21 protein-coding genes and 2 tRNA genes are annotated in these 19,932 nt (G+C 66.9%); 7 read left to right on the top strand and 16 right to left on the bottom strand.

Annotation, left to right across the window (positions count from 1 at the left end; all coding sequences use genetic code 11):
* Positions 1–18 precede the first annotated feature (18 nt).
* From ndk to F787_RS0108920, 11 genes are all read right to left on the bottom strand, one after another.
* On the bottom strand, positions 19–450 hold the full coding sequence (gene ndk, locus F787_RS0108970; protein WP_028491944.1) for a nucleoside-diphosphate kinase: 432 nt from the start codon (positions 448–450) through the stop codon (positions 19–21).
* A 302-nt stretch (positions 451–752) separates the two neighbouring features.
* The gene (iscX, locus tag F787_RS0108965; protein ID WP_018945660.1) at positions 753–956 is read right to left on the bottom strand and encodes a Fe-S cluster assembly protein IscX; all 204 of its coding nucleotides are present in this window, start codon (positions 954–956) and stop codon (positions 753–755) included.
* A 19-nt stretch (positions 957–975) separates the two neighbouring features.
* A complete protein-coding gene (fdx, locus tag F787_RS0108960; RefSeq protein ID WP_018870400.1) occupies positions 976–1,314 on the bottom strand; it encodes an ISC system 2Fe-2S type ferredoxin in 339 nt (112 codons plus the stop codon).
* A 3-nt stretch (positions 1,315–1,317) separates the two neighbouring features.
* Positions 1,318–3,207, bottom strand: coding sequence for a Fe-S protein assembly chaperone HscA (gene hscA / locus F787_RS0108955; protein ID WP_026279545.1), 1,890 nt, complete (start codon positions 3,205–3,207; stop codon positions 1,318–1,320).
* 55 nt (positions 3,208–3,262) lie between these two features.
* On the bottom strand, positions 3,263–3,784 hold the full coding sequence (gene hscB / locus F787_RS0108950; RefSeq protein WP_018870402.1) for a Fe-S protein assembly co-chaperone HscB: 522 nt from the start codon (positions 3,782–3,784) through the stop codon (positions 3,263–3,265).
* A gap of 121 nt (positions 3,785–3,905) precedes the next feature.
* A complete protein-coding gene (gene iscA / locus F787_RS0108945; RefSeq protein WP_018870403.1) occupies positions 3,906–4,229 on the bottom strand; it encodes an iron-sulfur cluster assembly protein IscA in 324 nt (107 codons plus the stop codon).
* Positions 4,230–4,236: 7 nt separating this feature from the next.
* Positions 4,237–4,644 (bottom strand): Fe-S cluster assembly scaffold IscU, encoded by a 408-nt coding sequence (gene iscU / locus F787_RS0108940; RefSeq protein WP_018870404.1) that lies wholly within the window; start codon positions 4,642–4,644, stop codon positions 4,237–4,239.
* A gap of 48 nt (positions 4,645–4,692) precedes the next feature.
* Positions 4,693–5,916 carry an IscS subfamily cysteine desulfurase gene (locus F787_RS0108935; protein ID WP_019589437.1) on the bottom strand — a complete coding sequence of 408 codons (1,224 nt, stop codon included), beginning with the start codon at positions 5,914–5,916 and terminating at the stop codon, positions 4,693–4,695.
* Entirely contained in the window at positions 5,916–6,434 is a 519-nt protein-coding gene (locus tag F787_RS0108930) for an Rrf2 family transcriptional regulator (protein WP_018870406.1), read from the bottom strand. The genes F787_RS0108935 and F787_RS0108930 overlap by 1 nt, the downstream gene beginning before the upstream one ends.
* Positions 6,435–6,494: 60 nt before the next feature.
* A complete protein-coding gene (gene cysE, locus F787_RS0108925; RefSeq protein ID WP_019022480.1) occupies positions 6,495–7,301 on the bottom strand; it encodes a serine O-acetyltransferase in 807 nt (268 codons plus the stop codon).
* A 56-nt stretch (positions 7,302–7,357) separates the two neighbouring features.
* Positions 7,358–8,143 carry an RNA methyltransferase gene (locus F787_RS0108920; RefSeq protein ID WP_051246092.1) on the bottom strand — a complete coding sequence of 262 codons (786 nt, stop codon included), beginning with the start codon at positions 8,141–8,143 and terminating at the stop codon, positions 7,358–7,360.
* A 160-nt stretch (positions 8,144–8,303) separates the two neighbouring features.
* On the opposite strand from F787_RS0108920, the gene F787_RS0108915 reads away from it, so the two are divergent.
* On the top strand, positions 8,304–9,131 hold the full coding sequence (locus F787_RS0108915; RefSeq protein WP_019022478.1) for an inositol monophosphatase family protein: 828 nt from the start codon (positions 8,304–8,306) through the stop codon (positions 9,129–9,131).
* A 110-nt stretch (positions 9,132–9,241) separates the two neighbouring features.
* Here F787_RS0108915 and secF read toward each other — a convergent pair whose 3' ends face one another.
* From secF to queA, 5 genes are read right to left on the bottom strand one after another with little or no spacing between them, the layout of a single operon-like run.
* On the bottom strand, positions 9,242–10,192 hold the full coding sequence (gene secF / locus F787_RS0108910) for a protein translocase subunit SecF (RefSeq protein WP_018870410.1): 951 nt from the start codon (positions 10,190–10,192) through the stop codon (positions 9,242–9,244).
* A 16-nt stretch (positions 10,193–10,208) separates the two neighbouring features.
* The gene (secD, locus tag F787_RS0108905; RefSeq protein ID WP_018870411.1) at positions 10,209–12,074 is read right to left on the bottom strand and encodes a protein translocase subunit SecD; all 1,866 of its coding nucleotides are present in this window, start codon (positions 12,072–12,074) and stop codon (positions 10,209–10,211) included.
* 13 nt (positions 12,075–12,087) lie between these two features.
* Entirely contained in the window at positions 12,088–12,417 is a 330-nt protein-coding gene (yajC, locus tag F787_RS0108900) for a preprotein translocase subunit YajC (protein ID WP_018870412.1), read from the bottom strand.
* 48 nt (positions 12,418–12,465) lie between these two features.
* Positions 12,466–13,581, bottom strand: coding sequence for a tRNA guanosine(34) transglycosylase Tgt (tgt, locus tag F787_RS0108895; RefSeq protein ID WP_028491942.1), 1,116 nt, complete (start codon positions 13,579–13,581; stop codon positions 12,466–12,468).
* Positions 13,571–14,656: a tRNA preQ1(34) S-adenosylmethionine ribosyltransferase-isomerase QueA gene (gene queA, locus F787_RS0108890; protein WP_028491941.1), complete on the bottom strand. Its 1,086-nt coding sequence runs from the start codon at positions 14,654–14,656 to the stop codon at positions 13,571–13,573. Before queA ends, tgt begins: the two co-directional genes overlap by 11 nt.
* A 90-nt stretch (positions 14,657–14,746) precedes the next feature.
* Between queA and F787_RS0108885 the strand changes: the two genes are divergently transcribed.
* The 6 genes from F787_RS0108885 to F787_RS0108860 all read left to right on the top strand — a co-directional run bounded on the left by F787_RS0108885 (position 14,747) and on the right by F787_RS0108860 (position 19,783).
* Positions 14,747–14,831 (top strand) — tRNA-Leu (locus F787_RS0108885).
* Position 14,832: 1 nt separating this feature from the next.
* Positions 14,833–14,908, top strand: a tRNA-Thr gene (locus tag F787_RS0108880).
* 174 nt (positions 14,909–15,082) lie between these two features.
* Positions 15,083–16,297 carry an integrase arm-type DNA-binding domain-containing protein gene (locus F787_RS0108875; protein ID WP_028491940.1) on the top strand — a complete coding sequence of 405 codons (1,215 nt, stop codon included), beginning with the start codon at positions 15,083–15,085 and terminating at the stop codon, positions 16,295–16,297.
* Positions 16,298–16,718: 421 nt separating this feature from the next.
* On the top strand, positions 16,719–16,931 hold the full coding sequence (locus F787_RS0108870) for an AlpA family transcriptional regulator (RefSeq protein WP_028491939.1): 213 nt from the start codon (positions 16,719–16,721) through the stop codon (positions 16,929–16,931).
* A gap of 276 nt (positions 16,932–17,207) precedes the next feature.
* A complete protein-coding gene (locus F787_RS0108865; protein ID WP_231373421.1) occupies positions 17,208–17,888 on the top strand; it encodes a toprim domain-containing protein in 681 nt (226 codons plus the stop codon).
* Complete coding sequence (locus F787_RS0108860) at positions 17,885–19,783, top strand: DUF927 domain-containing protein (RefSeq protein WP_028491937.1); 1,899 nt, start codon at positions 17,885–17,887, stop codon at positions 19,781–19,783. The genes F787_RS0108865 and F787_RS0108860 overlap by 4 nt, the downstream gene beginning before the upstream one ends.
* Positions 19,784–19,932 lie beyond the last annotated feature (149 nt).

The raw sequence follows: 19,932 nt of genomic DNA, 5'->3' as shown, positions 1-19,932 counted from the left end.
ACCGGATACGGCTCGCAATCAGCGGGTGCGCGGGCAAACCCCGTCATCACCGAAGAAGAACGCGATCTCGCGTTCGGCGGTGTCCGCAGCGTCGGAACCATGCACCGCGTTCTCGTCGATGGAGACCGCGTAGTCGGCACGGATGGTGCCCGGGGCCGCCTCGGAAGGGTTGGTCGCGCCCATGATGTCGCGGTTCTTGGCGATGGCGTCCTCGCCTTCCAGAACCTGCACCATGACCGGACCCGAGATCATGAACTCGACCAGGTCGTTGAAGAACCGGCGTTCCTTGTGCACTTCATAGAAACGCTCGGCCTGGGCACGGTCGAGGTGCATCATGCGCGCGCCGACGATCTTCAGGCCGGCCTTCTCGAAGCGGCTGTAGATCTCGCCGATCACGTTCTTGGAGACGGCGTCGGGCTTGATGATGGAAAGGGTACGTTCTTCGGCCATGGGGCGGCTCTCCTGTAGGGGCAATGGTTCGACTCGGGTCGCCACCCGCTCCCGCAAACGCGAAACCCGCCGGATGGCGGGTTCCCGATGCGAACGCGGTCACGGGGCAACATGCGGCGCGCAGTGTAGCGGCCCCGCCGGCGCGCGGCAACGGCCGCGCGCCCCGTACGAGGCCAGCCTCTGGCCGATCCGGCACCTGCCGATCCCCCACAATCGGCCGGAGGGCCGGCCTCCCACCGGGGGCAGGGTTCGACCTGTAGGAGGCCAGCCCCCTGGCCGATCCGGCGATTCGGCGCCGCCGCTCAGTCGTCGACGTCCGCCTCGTCCATCCAGGCGAGCTGGATCGCCTCCAGGATGCGCTCGCCGGACCGTTCCGGATCGTCATCGAACTCCGGCAGTTCCACCACCCAGTTCCTCAGGTCAACGAAGTTGACGTTGCGCGGATCCACGTCCGGATGCTCATCCGCAAGCTGCATCGCGATTTCGCTGGTATCAGTCCATTTCATGACCGCACTCTCCCGCTGATCAGTGGTGCTCGGACACCTGATTGATGGTGTACTTCGGCAGCTCGACCACCAGATCCGCATCGCTCACGACCGCCTGACAGGACAGGCGTGAATCGGGCTCGAGCCCCCAGGCCTTGTCGAGCATGTCCTCTTCATCCTCGCTGGGCTCCTCGAGGCTGTCCATACCTTCGCGCACATACACGTGGCAGGTGGTGCAGGCGCAGGACTTCTCGCAGGCGTGTTCGATCTCGATCCCGTTCTTCAGGGCGAGATCGCAGATGCTGATGCCCGGCTCGGCCTCGATGGAGGCGCCCTCCGGACAGATTTCTTCGTGCGGCAGAAAGATCACCTGTGGCATGGGTCAGTTCCCTGAGTCGTCGTATTCGGAGACGTTGTGCCCCGCCAGTGCGCGGCGGATGCTGTCGTTCATGCGGCGCGCGACGAAGGCCTCGGAGGCCTGCTCGACGCGCTTGCGCGCGGCCTCGATCGCGTCCGGATCCTCGCCCCGGCCGCGTTCTTCGGCCAGGGCGTCGCGGGCGCTCTCGATACTCGCGCGTTCCTCGGCGTCCAGGTAGCGGTCCCCATCGGTTTCCAGCGCGGCGTTCAGCGCCTCCAGCACGCGATCGGCCTCCACCTGCTCCTCGCGCAGGCGGCGCGCCTCCATGTCGTCGCGCGCCGCCGAGGCGGAATCACGCAGCATCTGTTCGATCTCGGCATCGGTCAGGCCGTAACTGGGCTTGACCTCCACGTGGGCCTCCACGCCCTGGGTCTGCTCGCGCGCGGTGACGCTCAGCAGGCCGTCGGCGTCCACCTGAAAACTCACGCGGATGCGCGCGGCCCCGGCGACCATCGGCGGGATCCCGGACAGGGTGAAGCGTGCCAGCGAACGGTTGGCGTCCACCACGTCGCGCTCGCCCTGCACCACGTGCACCGACATCGCGGTCTGACCGTCCTTGAAGGTGGTGAATTCCTGCGCCCGACTGACCGGGATGGTGGTGTTGCGCGGGACAATGAACTCGACCAGCCCGCCCATGGTTTCCAGTCCCAGCGACAGCGGGATCACGTCCAGCAGCACCAGCTCGGTGTCCGGCTTGTTGCCGGCGAGGATGTCGGCCTGTTGCGCGGCCCCGATCGCGACCACGCGATCCGGATCGATGCCGGCGCGCGGTTCGCGGCCGTAGAATTCCTGCACCGCCTCGCGCACCGCCGGCATGCGGGTGGATCCGCCCACCAGCACCACCTCGTCGATGGCGTCGCGCTCCAGACCGGCATCCGCCAGCACCTGGCGGCAGGAGTCGAGGGTGCGGTCCAGCAGCGGCCGCGCCAGTTCCAGCAGGCCGGCGCGATCCAGCTGCCCCTGCCATTCACTGCCATCGGCGCGCGTCACCCGCACCTCGGTGGTCTCGGCTTCGGTCAGCGCCTCCTTGGCACGGCGCGCCTCCAGGGTCACGCGGCGCAGGCGCTGCGGGTCACTTTCGCCCTGCATGCCGGCCTGCTCCAGCAGCCACTCGGCCACGCTGCGGTCGACGTCGTCTCCCCCCAGCGCGGAATCCCCGCCGGTGGCCAGCACCTCGAACACGCCGCGACGCAGCTGCAGGATGGAAATGTCGAAGGTTCCGCCGCCGAGGTCGTACACCGCGATGGTGCTTTCCTCACCCTGGTCCAGCCCGTAGGCGACCGCCGCGGCGGTCGGCTCGGAGATCAGGCGCAGGACATTCAGGCCCGCAAGCTGGGCGGCGTCACGAGTCGCCTGGCGCTGGGCGTCGTCAAAATACGCCGGCACGGTGATCACCACGCCTTCCAGCTCATCACCCAGGCTCTCCTCGGCGCGCGCCCGCAGGCTGCCGAGGATATCCGCGGAGACCTCGACGGCGCTCTTGTCCCCGGCGGCGGTCTCGATGCGCGGCACGCTCGAACCGTCTCCGGTCTTCAGCCGGAACGGCAGCTCGCCCGAGAGCGTCGCCACGTCGGATGCCGCGCGGCCGATCAGGCGCTTGACCGATGCGATGGTGTTGTGCGGATCATCGCCGGCATGCTCCGCGGCCTCGTATCCGACCTGCGCACCGTCCGCCGAATAGTGCACCACCGAGGGCAGGATGTGCCGGCCCTGTTCGTCCGGCAGGGTATCGGCCTCGCCGCTGCGGACCGTCGCCACCAGCGAGTGAGTGGTGCCCAGGTCGATGCCCGCGGCCAGGTGACGCTGGTGCGGGGCGGAATCAACGCCGGGTTCGGTGATCTGCAATAACGCCATCGCGTTCGGCTCCTGATGAAGCTCTCGGTCGGGGGGAATCTTCCGCCGGCGTCGGTTACGACGCCAGCGACTGTCGGGTTCGCTGGAGCTCCTCCAGCAAACGGTCGAAGAATCGCAGCTCGAGCACCCGATCACGGGCATCGTCCGCCGGTTTCTCCGGATCGGCCAGGGCCGTGGCCACTTTCTCGCGTGCCTCGGCCCGCGCCCCATTCAGCTCGTCGGCCAGGGTATCCAGCGCCGCGGCATCGCCGGCACGTTCCGCATCTTCCAGGCGTTCCCGCCATTCGATCTGGGCCTCGATGAACCCCATGTCCCGGCTGGTGTCGCGTTCGGGATCGAATTCGAACCCCGCCCGCTCCAGGATGTGCAGGGCGCGCCGATAGTCGTTCGCCAGGATATCGTGGGCCTCGTTCACGTCCGCCGCCATCGCCGCGGCCATGCGCCGCGCCTGATCGCCCTGACGCACGAAGCGGTCGGGATGAAGCTCCGCCTGCAGGCGCCGGAAACGTTCCTCCAGGGCATCGCGATCCACCTCGAAGGCGACCGGAAGATCGAACTGTTCAAACGGATCGTTCATCGGCCGACTGTCATCCCTTGTCCGTAGCGAAAACCGGGCCCGCAGGCCCGGCAAAGAAAAGGGGTGAGCGGGACGCCCGTATCCGGACGATCCCGCCGCACCCCGCGCTGGCCCGGTACCTTCAGACGTTGAAGCTTTCACCGCAGCCGCAGCGGGCCTTCTCGTTCGGGTTGTTGAAACGAAAACCCTCGTTCAGGCCTTCCTTGCCGAAGTCGAGCTCGGTGCCGTCGAGGTACACCAGGGACTTGGGACTCACCACAAGCTTCACCCCGTCGACCTCGAACACCGTGTCCGTTTCCTCGACCTCGTCGGCGAACTCCACCACGTAGGCCATGCCGGAGCAGCCGGTGGTCCTCACCCCGAGCCGCACGCCGACACCCTTGCCCCGCTGTTCGAGGAAGTGCCGGATGCGGTCGGCCGCGCTGTCGGTCAGTGTGATTGCCATATCGTCTTCAGGCCGTCTTCTGTTCCGGTTCCTCGGCGTCGTGCTTCTCCTGATAGTCGGAGATCGCCGCCTTGATCGCATCCTCGGCGAGCACCGAGCAGTGGATCTTCACCGGCGGCAACGCCAGTTCTTCCGCGATCTGCGTGTTCTTGATCTGGCTCGCCTCTTCCAGGCTCTTGCCGCGCACCCATTCGGTGAGCAGCGAGCTGGACGCGATCGCCGAACCGCAGCCGTAGGTCTTGAACTTGGCGTCCTCGATCACGCCGTCGTCGTTGACCTTGATCTGCAGCTTCATCACGTCACCGCAGGCCGGCGCACCGACCATGCCGGTACCTACCGCCTCGTCGCTCTTGTCGAAGCTGCCGACATTGCGCGGATTTTCATAATGATCCATCACCTTGTCACTGTAAGCCATGGTATCTCTCCTGTTCGCGTACCCGTGGGTGGATGTTCCGGGACGGCCTCAGTGGGCCGCCCATTCGATGCTCTTGAGGTCGATACCGTCCTGGTACATCTCCCAGAGCGGAGACAGTTCGCGCAGTTTGCCAACGGCCTTGTGCACGATGTCGATGGTGTGGTCGACCTCTTCGACCGTGGTGTAGCGGCCGATGGAGAAGCGGATCGAGCTGTGCGCCAGCTCGTCGTCGCGACCCAGGGCGCGCAACACGTAGGAGGGCTCCAGACTGGCCGAGGTACAGGCGGAGCCGGAGGAAACCGCGATGTCGCGCAGCGACATGATCAGGCTCTCGCCCTCCACGAAGTTGAACGACACGTTCAGATTGTGGGCCACCCGGCGTTCCTTGTCGCCGTTGAGGTAGACCTCTTCCATGTCATCCAGCCCTGCCCACAGGCGGTCGCGCAGCATGCGGATACGCTCCAGCTCGCTGCCCATCTCTTCGCCGGCGATGCGGAAGGCCTCGCCCATGCCCACGATCTGGTGCGGCGCGAGCGTACCCGAACGCATGCCGCGTTCATGCCCGCCGCCGTGGATCTGCGCCTCGATCCGCACGCGCGGCTTGCGGCGGACGAACAGCGCGCCGATGCCCTTCGGACCGTAAGTCTTGTGCGCGGAGAAGCTCATCAGGTCCACCGGGAGCTTCGTCAGGTCGACGGCCACCTTGCCGGTCGACTGCGCCGCGTCCACATGGAACACGATGCCGCGTTCGCGACACAGGTTGCCGATCGCCTCGATGTCCTGAATGACGCCGATCTCGTTGTTCACGTGCATGACCGAAACCACGATGGTGTCGTCACGCATGGCGTCCTGCAGCTCCTGCAGGTCGACCAGGCCGTTCTCGTCGACCCCCAGATAGGTCACATCGAAGCCTTCGCGCTCCAGCTGGCGCGCCGGGTCCAGCACCGCCTTGTGTTCGGTCTTGACCGTGATGACGTGCTTGCCCTTGCGCTGATAGAAGTGCGCGGCACCCTTGACCGCCAGGTTGTCGGCCTCGGTGGCCCCGCTGGTCCAGATGATCTCCTTGGGGTCCGCCCCCACCAGCGCCGCGACCTGCTCCCGCGCGTTCTCCACCGCCTTCTCGGCGTCCCAGCCGAAGCTGTGACTCCGCGAGGCCGGATTACCGAACAGACCGTCCCGCGTCAGGAATTTCTTCATCTCCTCGGCGACGCGCTCGTCCACCGGCGTGGTCGAGGAATAGTCGAGATAGATCGGCAGTTTCAGGTCACTCATCACGCATTGCTCCTGTCCGCGGCCGCCACCGTGGCGCCCGCATGATCGTTTTCTTTCCCGGTCGAGCCGTGCACCGTCACCGGATGTTCGCCCTGCTCGCGCGCCTGCACGCTGGCCTCGTGGCGCTCCAGCACCTCGGCCAGCGAACGATTGCTGAGGAAATCATAGAGCTGATCGCTCAGATCCGCCCACAGATCGTGGGTCAGGCAGCGCGACTGCTTGTTGCAGTTGGCCTTGCCACCACAGCGGGTCACGTCCACCGGCTCATCCACCGCCACGATGATCTCGGCCACGCTGATCTCGGCGGAGTCGCGGCTGAGCGCGTAACCGCCGCCGGGGCCGCGGCTGGACACGACCAGCCCCTTCTTGCGCAGACGCGAGAACAGCTGCTCCAGATAGGACAGGGACAGCTTCTGCCGGCCCGCCACTTCGGCCAGCGAGACCGGCCCCTCGCGGGTATGGGTCGCCACGTCCAGCATGGCGGTGACGGCGTAACGTCCTTTGGTCGTCAGTTTCATGGCTCGATGCGCCTTCTTGTTCAGGTTGCTCGAGAGCCTAGCAATTCCTGATCAAAAAGGTCAACTATTACCCTGCTGTTTGCGGGGCGGGATTTCGCAGTCATCCGGTTCCAGCCCTTCCAGGTCGCAGGGCTCCAGCGGATGGCCGGTATCCTCGCCCATCGCCTCGCCCGGGTCGATGCCCGCACGCTTGAGCGCCTGACAGGCCTTTTCCATGCGGTCATCCAGCTCGTGGACGCGATCCACGATGCGGTGCAGGGCGTTCGCCACCGGGTCGGGCATGTCCCGGGTGACACCGTAGGCGTCGAAACCCATGCGACTGGCCGCCTGCTGGAAACGCGGATCCGGCTCCGGGCGCGGCCCCAGCACGCGTGCCGGAATCCCCACCGCCGTCGCGTCGGCCGGCACGTCCTTGAGGACCACGGCATTGGAACCCACCCGGGCACGATCACCGACATGGATCGGGCCGAGCAGCTTGGCCCCGGCCCCGATCACGACCTCGTTGCCCAGAGTCGGGTGGCGCTTGCCCCCTTCCCAGCTGGTCCCGCCGAGGGTTACCTGATGATAGATGGTGCAGTCATCGCCAATCTCTGCAGTCTCGCCGATCACCACGCCCATCCCGTGGTCGATGAAGAAGCGCCGCCCGATGCGCGCGCCCGGGTGGATCTCGATGCCCGTCAGCAGCCGCGCGAAGTTACCGAGGATCCGTCCGAGCCAGCGCATGCGGTGATTCCACAACCAGTGCGCGCCACGATGAAACCACAGCGCATGCAGACCCGGGTACGCCGTCAGCACCTCGAAGGCATTACGGGCGGCGGGATCGCGCGCAAAGACGCAGCGGATATCCTCGCGCAGGGTCTTGAACATGGTTACGGTCTCATTCCTGAGTTATTCGCTAGGGTATCACAGCCGCCACACCGCGCTCACCGGCCCCGCAGGGTGTGCGTCAATATGCCGCGCAACAGCCGCACCTCCGAGGCCGTGGGTTCCGCACGCAGGTACAGATGCCGCAACCGGCGCATGGTGTGCCGCGGATTCTCCGGATCGAGCACCCCGATGCTCTGCAGGGCCTGTTCGTAGTGCGCGAACAGCCCTTCCAGCTCCGCATGGGTGGCCGCGGGATCCCGCTCCGCCGCCGAGGCCTGGCGCACCGCAGCATCCGGTTCCCCGGCCCCGGCCAGTGCCGCCCGACGCACCGTCCAGGTCATGATCTGCACGCTGCCGGCGAGATTGAGGGAGGAAAAATCGGGATCGGTGGGGATACGGACGAACGCGTGGCAATGATCCAGCTCTTCATTGGTCAGGCCGCTGTGCTCGCGACCGAAGACCAGTGCCACCGGCCCCTCCGTCGCCCCGCCGAGCACACGGGCTGCGGCCCCGTCGGGTTCCAGCACGGGTACCGAATGGGTGCGCGTGCGGGCACTGGTCCCCACCACCTGATGACAGTCGGCGACCGCCTCGGTCAACGTGTCGACCACCGTGGCCCCGGCAAGCACGTCATCGGCACCGGACGCCAGGGCGGTGGCATCGGCATGCGGGAAGCGCTCCGGCGCCACCAGCGCCAGGTCGCGCATGCCCATCGCCTTCATCGCCCGGGCGGCGGATCCGATATTGCCCGGGTGGGTCGTTCCCACCAGCACGACCCGGACCCGCGCGGCGGCCCCCGGGCCCGGATCGATCGGTCGATGCTCGTCTGTCCTGGATTCCATGGCGCCCCTGCCCGCTCGCATGCGGGCGCGATTGTACACCGCCGCGCCGCGGGAAGCCCGACCACTTCCAAAGGCCCGATGCGTTGTGTATTGTTCGCGACCTTCGGGGGCGTCCGTGCGCCGGCCCCGATTCCTTCCCAAGCGATGTCGGAGATCCCTCATGCACCCCATGCTGAACACGGCGGTATCGGCGGCCCGCGCGGCCGGACGCATCACCACCCGCGCCTGGGGGCGACCGGACCGCGTCAACACCCGCGAGAAGGCCCGCAACGACTGGGTCAGCGATGTCGACGTCAACGCCGAGCAGGCGATCGTCCAGACGCTGAAGAAGGCCTACCCCGACCACGCGATCCTCGCGGAGGAGGGAGGCAACCAGCCCGGGGCCACGGGCGCCGAACACGAGTGGATCATCGACCCGCTGGACGGCACCACCAACTACCTGCGCGAGATCCCGCAGTACGCGGTGTCGATCGCCCTGCGGCAGAAGGGGCGCCTGGAACACGCGGTGGTCTACGACCCGATCAAGGAAGAACTCTTTACCGCAACACGCGGTGGCGGCGCCTTCCTCAACAACCGGCGTATCCGCGTGGGGCAGCGCAAGGATCTGTCAGGTGCGCTGCTGGGCACGGGCATCCCGTTTCGCGAGGGGCAGGACCTGGAACGTTATCTGCGCACCCTGCGCCACATGATCCCGGGCACGGCCGGCATTCGGCGGCCGGGTTCCGCGGCGCTGGATCTGGCGTGGGTCGCCTGCGGCCGTTTTGACGGCTTCTGGGAGATGGGCCTGCAGCCCTGGGACATGGCAGCGGGACTGCTGCTGGTGCAGGAAGCCGGAGGCCTGACCAGTGACTGGCAGGGTGGCAACGAGATCTTTCGCAAGGGCGATGTCGTGGCCGGGAACCCCAAGGTCCTGAAAACGATGCTGCAGCGTCTGCACGCTGCGGAGGTGGAGGGACGCAAGACCGGAAGCCCGCACGGCGAAGGCTGAATCGCCCGGGGCGGTCATCGGCCCCGCTCTGCTCCCGCAGCCACGCCCTCATATCCCTGTGGGGGCGGGCTTCCTTGTCCGTCCCTGCCCTCCCCCGAATCAGGGCGTTCTCAGGGCGTCGCATCCTCCTCGTCCGCCCCTTCCTTCTTCACCGGCAGCAGCACCTGGCGGTCGACCCCCAGCATCAGCGCCGCCGTGGCCGCGATGAAGATCGAGGAGTACGTCCCGACGATGACACCGATGATCAGCGCCACCGAGAAGTTCTGCAGAGCCGCCCCGCCAAGGAAGAACAGCGCGAACAGCACCAGCAGGGTCGTCATACTGGTCACGATGGTTCGTGCGAGGGTCTTGTTGACCGCATTGTTCATCACGAACTCGGTGCCCTGCTTGCGCAGTATCCGGAAGTTCTCGCGTATGCGGTCGTACACCACGATGGTGTCGTTGAGCGAGTAACCGATCACCGCCAGGACCGCCGCCAGCACCCCGAGGTCGAACTCGAGCTGCAGTGCCGAGAAGATCCCCAGCGTGATCACAACGTCATGTACCAGCGCCAGCACGGACCCCGCGGCGAAGCGCCACTCGAACCGCACGGCGACATAGATCAGGATCCCGACCAGGGCGTAGATCATCGCCAGACCGCCCTGCTCGCGCAGCTCCTCGCCCACCGACGGCCCGACGAATTCCACCCGCCGCAGTTCGGCACCTTCCGGGCCACCGGCCTCCAGCAGCTGCATGACCTGATTGGACAGCGCCGCCTCGTCCGGCTCGTCCTCGCGCGGAGGCAGGCGGATCAGCACATCCCGCGCGGTCCCGAAGGTCTGGACCTGCGCTCCCTGGAATCCGCCCTCGTTGATGGTTTCCCGGATCGGATCGAGCTCCACCGCTTCCGGGTAACCGACCTCCACAAGGGTTCCGCCCGTGAAGTCGATGCCGAAATTGATCCCGCGGGTGGCGAGCATCAGCACCGACAGCAGGATCAGCACCACCGAGATCACCAGGGTGACCCGGCGCTTGCCCAGGAAGTCGAAGTTGGACTCGGCGAAGTTGAGATGCGGCAGCATTCCCCGGCTCCCGGACTTAAATGGACAGACGGGCCAGCCGCGGCTGGCGTCCGTAGGTCAGATTGACGATGGCCCGAGTCACCACGATGGCGGTGAACATCGAGGCGACGATCCCGATCGACAGCGTGATGGCGAAGCCCTTGATCGGGCCGGTCCCGAAGATGAACAGCACCACGGCGGCGATCAGGGTCGTCACGTTGGCATCCGCGATGGTGGTCACGGCGCGGTCGTAGCCCGACGCGATCGCCGCCTGCGGCGACATGCCATTGCGCAGCTCCTCGCGGATGCGTTCGAAGATCAGCACGTTGGCGTCCACCGCCATGCCGACCGTAAGCACGATCCCGGCGATCCCCGGCAACGTCAGCGTGGCCTGCAGCATCGACAGCACCGACACGATGAACACCAGATTGAGCGCCAGCGCGACGTTGGCGATCACGCCGAACACCCGGTAGTACAGGATCATGAACAGCATGACCAGCACGAAGCCGATGATGACCGACTGGATCCCGCGGTCGATGTTCTCCTGACCCAGGCTCGGGCCGACCGTGCGTTCCTCCACGATCGACATGGGTGCAGCCAGCGCGCCGGCCCGCAGCAGCAGCGCCAGATTGCGCGCTTCAGTGGTGGAATCCAGCCCGGTGATCTGGAAACGCCCGCCCAGCGGCTCGTTGATGCGCGCGACGTTGATCACTTCCTCGCTCTGCGAGCTGCGCATCACGATTTCGCCGTCTTCTTCCTCGGTCTCGATCGTGGTCTCGATGAACACCGTGGCCATCAGCCGGCCGACGTTGTCCGAGGTCACGCGCGAGAAGATGCGGGCGCCCTGGCCGTCGAGATTGATGAAGACCGCCGGCCCGCCCGTATCGTCGGCGATGCCGGACGAGGCGTCCGTAATGAACTCCCCGGTGAGCATGACCTGCCGCTGCAGCAGCACCGGGGTGCCGTCACGCTCTTCGTACAGCCGGGTCCCGGAAGGCACCTCGCCGGTTTCGCGGGCCTCCATGGGGTCCCCGCTTTCGGACACCAGGCGGAATTCCAGCGTCGCGGTCGCACCCAGCACTTCCTTGGCGCGCGCGGTGTCCTGCACGCCCGGCAGCTGCACCACGATGCGATGCTCGCCCTGCTGGGCGATCAGCGGCTCGGCCACGCCCAGCTCATCCACGCGGGTGCGCAGCGTGGAGATGTTCTGTTGCAGCGCCTGGCGGCGCAGTTCAGTCAGGTGCTCCTCCTCGAGAGTGCCGACCAGCAACCAGTCGTCGTCCTCCCGGCGCGGGGCCCACTCGAGCTCGCCGCGGTATTCACTGCTCAGCCAGCTCTCGGCCTCGTCGCGCTCGCCGTCACTGGCAAAGCGAATGCGCAACTCGTCACCGCCATCCTCGAGCGCGGAGAAACTCAGGCGTTCCTCGCGCAGACGGGGGCGCAGCTCGTTGGTGTAGCGTTCGATGGCCGTACCGATCACCGCATTGAGGTCGACTTCCATCAGGAAGTGCACCCCGCCCCGCAGATCGAGCCCGAGCGACATCGGCTGGCCATTGATGGCACGCAGCCAGTCGGGCGTGGCCGGCGCCATGTTGAGCGCGACCGTATGGTTGTCATCCAGCGAATTCCGCAGGATTTCCGCGGCCCGGGACTGCTGGTCCGCGGTTTCGAACCGCAGCAGCAGCTGGCCGTCGCGGCGCTCGGCCCGCATCGGGGTCAGGCCCTGGGCACCGAGCACGGTACCGATCACGCCCTCCATGTTCTCCTCGACTTCCCCCGCCATGGGGTTGTCGATCTGCACGGACGGATCTTCGGGGAACAGGTTGGGGGCGGCATAAAGAAGCCCGATCGTCACGACCACGACGATCAGGGCATACACCCACACCGGATAGGAGTTGCGCATCGGCTACGGGCCTTCAGAGGTCTTTCAGGGAACCCTTGGGCATGACGGACTGCACGGACTGCTTCTGCACGACGACGTTCACGCCATCGGCCACATCGACGTGAATGAAGTTTTCGCCGACTTCCGTGATCTTCCCGGCCATGCCGCCATTGGTCACGATCTCGTCACCCTTCGACAGGGACTCGACCATGGAGCGATGTTCCTTGGCCCGCTTGCTCTGCGGACGAATGATCAGGAAGTACATGATCGCAAAGAAGATCACGATCATGATCAGGAATTCGATCAGGCCACCACCGGCGGCCTGGCCTTCCTGCGCGTGGGCGGCGGAAATCAGGAAATCCATGCAGCTTCTCCGTTCAGCAAATCGGTTCGGTCAAACAGGCGGCGCGAATTATGGCACAGCAGGCACGTCCATGCCGCGCCGGCCGTAGAAATCCGCCACGAAGGTGTCCATTGCCCCTTCGGCAATCGCCCCGCGCATCCCGCGCATCAGGTCCTGGTAGTAATGCAGGTTGTGCGTGGTCGCCAGGCGCGAGCCGAGGATCTCGTTGCACTTGTCGAGGTGCTTGAGATAGGCCCGCGAGTAGTTGCGACACGCGTAACAGCCGCACTCGGGGTCGATCGGGCGGGTATCGTCGCGGAACCGTGCATTGCGGATCCGCAGGACCCCCTCGCGGGTATACAGAAAACCGTTGCGGGCGTTACGGGTCGGCATCACGCAGTCGAACATGTCCACGCCGCGGCGCACCGCCTCCACGATGTCCTCGGGCCGCCCCACTCCCATCAGATAGCGCGGCTGTTCCACCGGCAGCTCCGGCAGGGTCACGTCCAGTGTGGCAAGCCGCTCGTCCTCCGGCTCGCCCACCGACAGCCCGCCGATCGCGTAGCCGTCGAAGCCAATCGAGCGCAGGCCGGCCGCCGACTCCCGGCGCAGCTCGGGGATCATGCCCCCCTGCACGATGCCGAACAGCGCCGCCGGGTTGTCCCCGTGGGCCTGACGCGAGCGGTCCGCCCAGCGCAGCGAGAGCTCCATGGAGCGGCGCGCTTCGTCATGCGTGGCCGGGTACGGCGTGCACTCGTCGAAGATCATCACGATGTCCGAGCCCAGCTCGCGCTGGACCTGCATCGAGGACTCGGGCGTCATCAGCACCTTCGAGCCGTCCACCGGCGACTGGAAGCGCACACCTTCCTCGCTGATCTTGCGCATCTCGGCCAGCGAGAAGACCTGGAACCCGCCGGAATCGGTCAGGATCGGCCCCTCCCAGTGCATGAAGTCATGCAGATCGCCGTGCGCCCGGATGATCTCCGTCCCGGGGCGCAGCATCAGATGGAAGGTATTGCCCAGGATGATCTGCGCCCCCAGCCCCGTGAGTTCCTCGGGGGTCATCGCCTTGACCGTGCCGTAGGTTCCCACCGGCATGAACGCCGGCGTCTCCACCTCCCCCCGCGGGAAGGTCAGCCGGCCGCGGCGGGCCGCACCGTCGCTGCCCAGATGTTCAAACTGCATCGGAAGTCTCCGCGCTCGGCGGCTGATCGTCCGGATCGCCGGGTGCCAGCCACATCGCATCCCCGTAACTGAAGAACCGGTAGCGCTGCGACACGGCATGTGCGTAGGCCGCAAACAGCCGCCGATACCCGGCAAACGCCGAGACCAGCATCAGCAGCGTGCTCTGCGGCAGATGAAAATTGGTGATCATGCGATCCACCACGCGGAACGGATATCCCGGCTGGATGAACAGCCGGGTATCGCCCGTGAACGGCTCCAGCTCGCCACCTGCCGCGGCCGACTCCAGCGCCCGCACGCAGGTCGTGCCCACGGCCACCACCCGGCCGCCGCGCTCGCGGCAGCGTGCGACCGCCGCACACAGCTCGGGCGAGACCTCCAGCCATTCCGCGTGCATCTCGTGATCCGCGGTGTCCTCCACCTTGACCGGTTGAAACGTCCCCGCGCCCACGTGAAGCGTCACCGTTGCCGTCTCCACGCCACTGTCGCGCAGTCCGCGCAGCAGGGTGTCGTCGAAATGCAGCCCCGCCGTCGGCGCCGCCACCGCCCCTTCTCGCCGCGCGAACACCGTCTGATAGCGCGTGGTGTCCTCCTGCTCCGGCGCACGTTCGATGTACGGCGGCAGCGGCACCTGACCATGGGCATGCAACAGGGCCGGCAGATCCTGCTCGCCCGCCTTTCCTTCGCCACACAGCGACAGGCGGAAGAACGGCCCCTCGCGCCCGGTCACCTCCACCTCGAAGGCCCCGTCCGCCAGCCACAACCGCACTCCGACGCCCGGAGCCCGGCTCGCACGCACCAGCGCCAGCGCCTCGCGCCCGCCTTCCAGCACCCGCTCGAACAGCACTTCCACCCGGCCGCCGCTCGCCTTCTGCCCGAACACCCGCGCCGGGATCACCCGCGTGTCATTGAGGACCAGCAGATCGCCCGGACGCAGCCAGCGCCCGATGTCCGCGAACACGGCATCCTCCGGCTCCTCGCCCTCCAGGACCAGCAGCCGGGACCCGGTGCGCTCCGGCAACGGATCCTGCGCGATCAGCTCGGACGGGAGTTCGTAATCAAAATCGGCAACTCGCATGGCGCGCGATCCTACCATGCCCCGGCTCGCGGGATACCGCACGGCCGTATTGCCACACCCCCTGCGTGCGCTACACTACGAGCGCTGCACGCCGGGATGGTGGAATTGGTATACACGGCGCACTCAAAATGCGCTGGCTTCGGCCTTGTGGGTTCGAGTCCCACTCCCGGCACCAGGCCGGTGTAGCTCAGCTGGTAGAGCGTCTGATTTGTAATCAGAGGGTCGCAGGTTCGACTCCTGTCACCGGCTCCATATGACCCTCCAGGGGCATCCCGCCCCGTCCCTCAGTACCCGGAAAATCAGCAAGTTAGAGCCTTTCATGGTCCTAGCTTGTCCGGTGCTGTCTATGGACAGCCTAGCATCGACGGGGGTACTTTTGGGGGTAGATGCCCCGATTTGCCCTGTACCCCCTGCCGAGATACCCCCATGCCCAAGCCAACGAACAAGCTGACCGCCGCCGCACTGCGGGCCGCCAAGTACGAAGGCCGGCCCCACAAGATCGCAGACGGTGGCGGCCTCTACCTCCACGTCACGGCATCCGGGAAATACTGGCGGATGAAGTACCGGGCCGATGGCCGGGAAAAGCTGCTGTCGTTTGGCGTGTACCCCCGGGTGTCCCTTGCCGAGGCCCGCCAGGCCCGTGACGAAGCGAAAGCCCGGCTTGCCCGTGGCGAGGACCCGCAGGAGGCGAAGCGCGCCAGCCGGGAGACCCGGGCCGACACCTTCCGGGTGCTGGCGGGAGAGTGGATGGAGCTGAAGCGCAGCGAGCTGGCAGAGGGAACCCTGCGCCTGACCCGCAGCCGGCTAGAGACGTGGGTATTCCCGGAGATCGGGGAGCGCCCTGTGCGGGAGATTGAGCCGCCGGACGTGTTGCGGTTGCTGCGGGTGCCGGAGTCCAAAGGGAAGCATGAAACGGCGCACCGCCTGCGCCAGCGGATCGGGCAGATCTTCCGGTATGCCATCGCGACCGGGCGCGCGGATCGCGACCCCACGGCAGACCTGAAGGGCGCACTCGCGAGTACCCCCACGAAGCACCGCGCGGCAATAACCACCCCCAACGAAGTGGCGGACCTCCTGCGCGCAATCGACCACTACGATGGGCAACCCTCCACATGGGCGGCCCTGCGAATGCTGGCGTTGACCTTTGTCCGAAGCGGAGAACTGCGGGGCGCCACCTGGGACGAAATCGACCTTGATGAAGGCACGTGGCGGATACCCGCCGCCCGGATGAAGATGCGGCAACCGCATATCGTCCCGCTGAGCGAACAAGCCAGCGAATGCCTGCGGTGGCTTCACGCCCTGACCGGCCCCGACGGCCTGGTGTTCGAGGGCCTGCGGCCAGGCAAACCGATCTCCGAAAACACCCTGCTGGCGGCGCTGCGGAACCTGGGATATGACTCCAGCAAGATGACACCGCACGGGTTCCGGGCGATGGCTTCAACGCTGCTACACGAACAGGGATGGCCGCCGGAGGTGATCGAACTCCAGCTTGCGCACGCGCAGCGCTCGCAAGTAGCTGCCGCGTACAACCGCAGCTCCCGGCTGCCGCAGCGCCAGGAGATGATGCAAGCTTGGGCGGACTATCTCGACACCCTGCGGAGCGGGGACACCAGCAACGTGGTCCCGATCCGGAGCGCATGACGCCGCGCTAGGCATGCGGGAAGACGCTTCCGGACGGCCCTACGGGCAACAAACGCCGAAAATGTGACTCAGATCACACCCGCTTGATACCAGCCACAAGGCCGGGCAACCACAAGGCGCCGAACGCTAAGCGTCAGAAATACACGTCTGGGGGTATGGATTTGCACATTTTGGCCGCTTCCCCGCAGTGGGCAGCTCCGCGAGCCCCAACATGTTGGGTCTTCGCATGGCGCGGGCGGACTATGTACGATGGCGGTGTGTCTGTAGGGACAGGCACAGAAAAGGGAGACCCCTGACCCGGGCCTCCCTTCAAGCAAACTGACCGATGCCAGCCGCCTACTCTCAGTTCTTATTATAGAGCTCAATGAGCACCATGTAAACCCCCGGCTGCCATCGGTCCTCAAGTCCGAAGGAGGACGCGATGCATAACGACACCGATACCCCTGCCCCCGAACGCGAGCGCCTGCTGCGCATTCGCGACGTGCTGGACCGCACGGCGATGAGCCGCAGCGCCTGGTACGCGCTGATCGCACAAAACAAGGCCCCCGCGCCTGTGAAAGTGGGCGCGGCGGCCCGCTGGCCGGAGTCCGTCGTGGATGCCTGGATTCGCCGCCAGGTCGAAAGCGAGGGGTGAACCATGCTGACGAAAACAGAAGCCCGCCGGACTCGCCCCGGCGGGGCGGGCGGTGGTGCGTCCGCCGATGATGCGACCCGCGACCCTCTGCGCGAACTGTTGGGCGCGATGGCCGCGCATGGCGTTGCCCCGCACGACCCCGACACTCTTCGCACCGATGGGCAACTGAATCGCTACCGCGTCGACGGGGACAGGCCTGGAACCAGAAACGGTTGGATCGTGGCCCATCTCCATGATGGCCTGCCCGCTGCCGCGTTCGGTTCGTGGAAGCATGGGGTGTCGGAAACCTGGTGCGCCCGATCCCGGGATGACCTGAGCCCTGCCGAGCGCGAGGCGCTGCGCCACCAGATGGACGAAGCCCGGCGGTTGCGGGACGCAGAAACCCGCCAGCGCCATGAGCGCGCATCCGACCGGGCACGGCAGCAATGGCGAGAAGCCGAACCCGCCGATCCCGAACACCCATACCTGGTGAACAAGGGGGTCGGGCCGCACCATGCCCGCCAGCGTGGCGACCGCCTGGTTCTGCCGGTGATCGACCCGGCAGACGCCAGCATTACCAGCCTGCAAACCATCGGCCCGGACGGCGGCAAGTGGTTGCTGCCTGGTGGCCGCAAGCGGGGCTGCTGCATCCCGGTTGCGCTGTGTGACGGCGGCCCGACCTTGATCGCCGAAGGCTTCGCCACCGCCTGTACCCTGGCGGAAGCCGACCCGACCGCGCGGGTGCTGGCGGCCATCGACGCCGGCAACCTGGAGCCGGTCGCGCTGGCCGTGCGCAAGCGGTGGCCGGATGCGGATCTGGTGATCTGCGGAGACGCTGACGAGGTGGGCACCACCAAGGCCCGCGCCGCCGCTATTGCCGCCGGTGCGCGGCTGGCCATTCCCGAGTTCCCGCCGGGTGCCGAGGGTTCCGACTTCAACGACCTGGCCGCCCTGGTGGCCGTAGGGGGTGCGCAATGACTGACGCACCTATTCATTCCCGGGGAACCGAGGGAACCCGGGGAACCTCGTTGATTTGCGGTGTTTTTTCCGGTTCCCCCGGCGAAGATACCCGAGGGAACCCGGGGAACCTGGCCGCCCTGATTCAACCAAGCGACCCGCTGGAGACCCCGCCAGACGATCCGCCCGAGCCGGAGGTGCCGCGCCCGGGGTACGCCACGCACGACGATTGGTTCCGGCTGCATGGCGAAACGCACCGGCCCGGCCTGTACTGGCATGGCTGGAGCAACCCCAAGGGCGATGCCGAGCCCGAGCCGGTAGACACCTGGATCGCGACGCCGATCCACGCGGAGGCGATCACGGCGGACGAACACGGGGGCAGCTACGGGCTGCTGCTGCGGTTCGTGAACCCTCGGGGACAGTGGCGCGAGTGGGCGGCCCCTTTGCGCCTGCTGAAGGGCAATGGCGAGGAGCTGCGCGGCGAGCTGCTGGACCTGGGGGTTCGGTTCAACCCGAAGCAGCCGCGAATGCTGTCCGCGTGGCTGATGGAGCAATACCCACGCACCCGCATACTGGCGGCCACCCGCACCGGCTGGCACCGGGTCGGTCCCGACCGCCGCGCGTTCGTGATGCCGAACCAGACAATCGGCTCGGATGATGTGCGGTTCCAGTCCGAGCATCCCGCGCACGATGCGTTCGAGTCCCGGGGCACGCTGGACGGCTGGCGCGATTCGGTCGCCAAAGCCTGCGCCGGGAACCCGGTCATGGTGCTGGCTCTGTCCGTGGCGTTCGCCGGCCCGCTGATCCAGACCGCCCGGCTGCAAGACGCCGGGGGTGCCGGGGTTCACCTGGTGGGCGATTCGTCAAAGGGCAAGACCACCGCGCTGCAAGCTGCCGCGAGCGTATGGGGCGGGCCCGGGTTCCTGCGCACCTGGCGGGCAACCGCCAACGGCCTTGAGGCCAGCGCCGCCGGGATCAATGACACGGCCTTGATCCTTGACGAAATCAGCGAATGCGACCCGCGCGAGATCGGCGCCGTGGTCTACGCGCTCGCCAACGGCCAGGGCAAGCAACGCGCCCGCCGCACTGGTGGCGCCCGCGAGTCTGCCCGGTGGCGCGTGATGCTGCTGAGCAGCGGCGAACGGACACTGGCCGCGCACATGGGCGAAGGCGGCCGGCGCCCGAAGGCTGGCCAGGAAGCGCGCCTGCTGGACGTGCCCGCGACCACGCGACGGTTCGGCGCGTTCGATGACCTGCACCACCACCCGGATGGCCGCAGCCTCGCAGACGCGCTGAAGCAAGCCAGCGGGGCGCACCACGGCCATGCGGGACCGGCGTTCGTGTCGGCCCTGGTGGACGATTCTCGCGACCTGCCCGCCCTGTATCACAAGACGTGCGAACTGCCCGCGTTCGCGTCCGGGGATGGCCTGGAGGGCCGCGCCGCCGGAGTGTTCGCGCTGGCCGGTATGGCTGGGGAACTGGCCACGGAATACGGCCTGACAGGCTGGCCCGAAGGCGAGGCCGTGGATGCAGCGGCTGAACTGTACCAGCGGTGGCGGGAGCACCGGGGAACCGGCCCGACCGAGGATCGGCAGATTCTGGAGGCGGTGCGCGGCTTCGTGGAGCGTCATGGCGACGCCCGGTTTTCCGACGTGACCGAGGGGGCTGACCCCAGAGTTCGGGACCGGGCCGGATATTGGCGCGACACGGCGGGCGCGCGACTCTGGTTGTTCAATGCCGAGGGGCTGCGGGAAGCCGGGGGCGGGTTCGACCTGCGCCGGGTGCTGGATGCCCTGGACGGCGCCGGTTGGATCGCAGAGCGCGACCAGGGCAAGCGATCCCGCAAGACTCACGCGGCGGGCACCAAGCAAAACCTTTACGCCGTCCGCATTCCCGACGATGGGGGTGAAGCATGACCCTTGAAGCTGCCCTAAGGGCCCGCGAAGTTCCCCCGGTTCCCCCGCCGGGGAACGCCCAGGGAACCCATAAACCCCTTACAAATCAACAACGTTCCCCCGGTTCCCTCGGTTCCCCCGGAAATAACAGAGGGGCGAACCACAACGCA

The sequence above is a fragment of the Thioalkalivibrio sp. ALE19 genome, assembly GCF_000428605.1.
GTDB lineage: Bacteria > Pseudomonadota > Gammaproteobacteria > Ectothiorhodospirales > Ectothiorhodospiraceae > Thioalkalivibrio.
Note: the sequence above shows the minus strand (reverse complement) of the source record. Positions and strands in the feature narration are given on the sequence as shown.

Coding starts and splice junctions, on each gene's coding strand:
- iscA (WP_018870403.1), bottom strand. CDS start 4,229: ATGGCAATCACACTGACCGACAGCGCGGCCGACCGCATCCGGCACTTC.
- hscA (WP_026279545.1), bottom strand. CDS start 3,207: ATGGCGTTATTGCAGATCACCGAACCCGGCGTTGATTCCGCCCCGCAC.
- F787_RS0108930 (WP_018870406.1), bottom strand. CDS start 6,434: ATGAAACTGACGACCAAAGGACGTTACGCCGTCACCGCCATGCTGGAC.
- queA (WP_028491941.1), bottom strand. CDS start 14,656: ATGCGAGTTGCCGATTTTGATTACGAACTCCCGTCCGAGCTGATCGCG.
- iscX (WP_018945660.1), bottom strand. CDS start 956: ATGAAATGGACTGATACCAGCGAAATCGCGATGCAGCTTGCGGATGAG.
- hscB (WP_018870402.1), bottom strand. CDS start 3,784: ATGAACGATCCGTTTGAACAGTTCGATCTTCCGGTCGCCTTCGAGGTG.
- ndk (WP_028491944.1), bottom strand. CDS start 450: ATGGCCGAAGAACGTACCCTTTCCATCATCAAGCCCGACGCCGTCTCC.
- tgt (WP_028491942.1), bottom strand. CDS start 13,581: ATGCAGTTTGAACATCTGGGCAGCGACGGTGCGGCCCGCCGCGGCCGG.
- F787_RS0108920 (WP_051246092.1), bottom strand. CDS start 8,143: ATGGAATCCAGGACAGACGAGCATCGACCGATCGATCCGGGCCCGGGG.
- secD (WP_018870411.1), bottom strand. CDS start 12,074: ATGCGCAACTCCTATCCGGTGTGGGTGTATGCCCTGATCGTCGTGGTC.
- F787_RS0108935 (WP_019589437.1), bottom strand. CDS start 5,916: ATGAGTGACCTGAAACTGCCGATCTATCTCGACTATTCCTCGACCACG.
- F787_RS0108875 (WP_028491940.1), top strand. CDS start 15,083: ATGCCCAAGCCAACGAACAAGCTGACCGCCGCCGCACTGCGGGCCGCC.
- F787_RS0108860 (WP_028491937.1), top strand. CDS start 17,885: ATGACTGACGCACCTATTCATTCCCGGGGAACCGAGGGAACCCGGGGA.
- fdx (WP_018870400.1), bottom strand. CDS start 1,314: ATGCCACAGGTGATCTTTCTGCCGCACGAAGAAATCTGTCCGGAGGGC.
- cysE (WP_019022480.1), bottom strand. CDS start 7,301: ATGTTCAAGACCCTGCGCGAGGATATCCGCTGCGTCTTTGCGCGCGAT.
- F787_RS0108870 (WP_028491939.1), top strand. CDS start 16,719: ATGCATAACGACACCGATACCCCTGCCCCCGAACGCGAGCGCCTGCTG.
- F787_RS0108915 (WP_019022478.1), top strand. CDS start 8,304: ATGCACCCCATGCTGAACACGGCGGTATCGGCGGCCCGCGCGGCCGGA.
- secF (WP_018870410.1), bottom strand. CDS start 10,192: ATGCTGCCGCATCTCAACTTCGCCGAGTCCAACTTCGACTTCCTGGGC.
- iscU (WP_018870404.1), bottom strand. CDS start 4,644: ATGGCTTACAGTGACAAGGTGATGGATCATTATGAAAATCCGCGCAAT.
- yajC (WP_018870412.1), bottom strand. CDS start 12,417: ATGGATTTCCTGATTTCCGCCGCCCACGCGCAGGAAGGCCAGGCCGCC.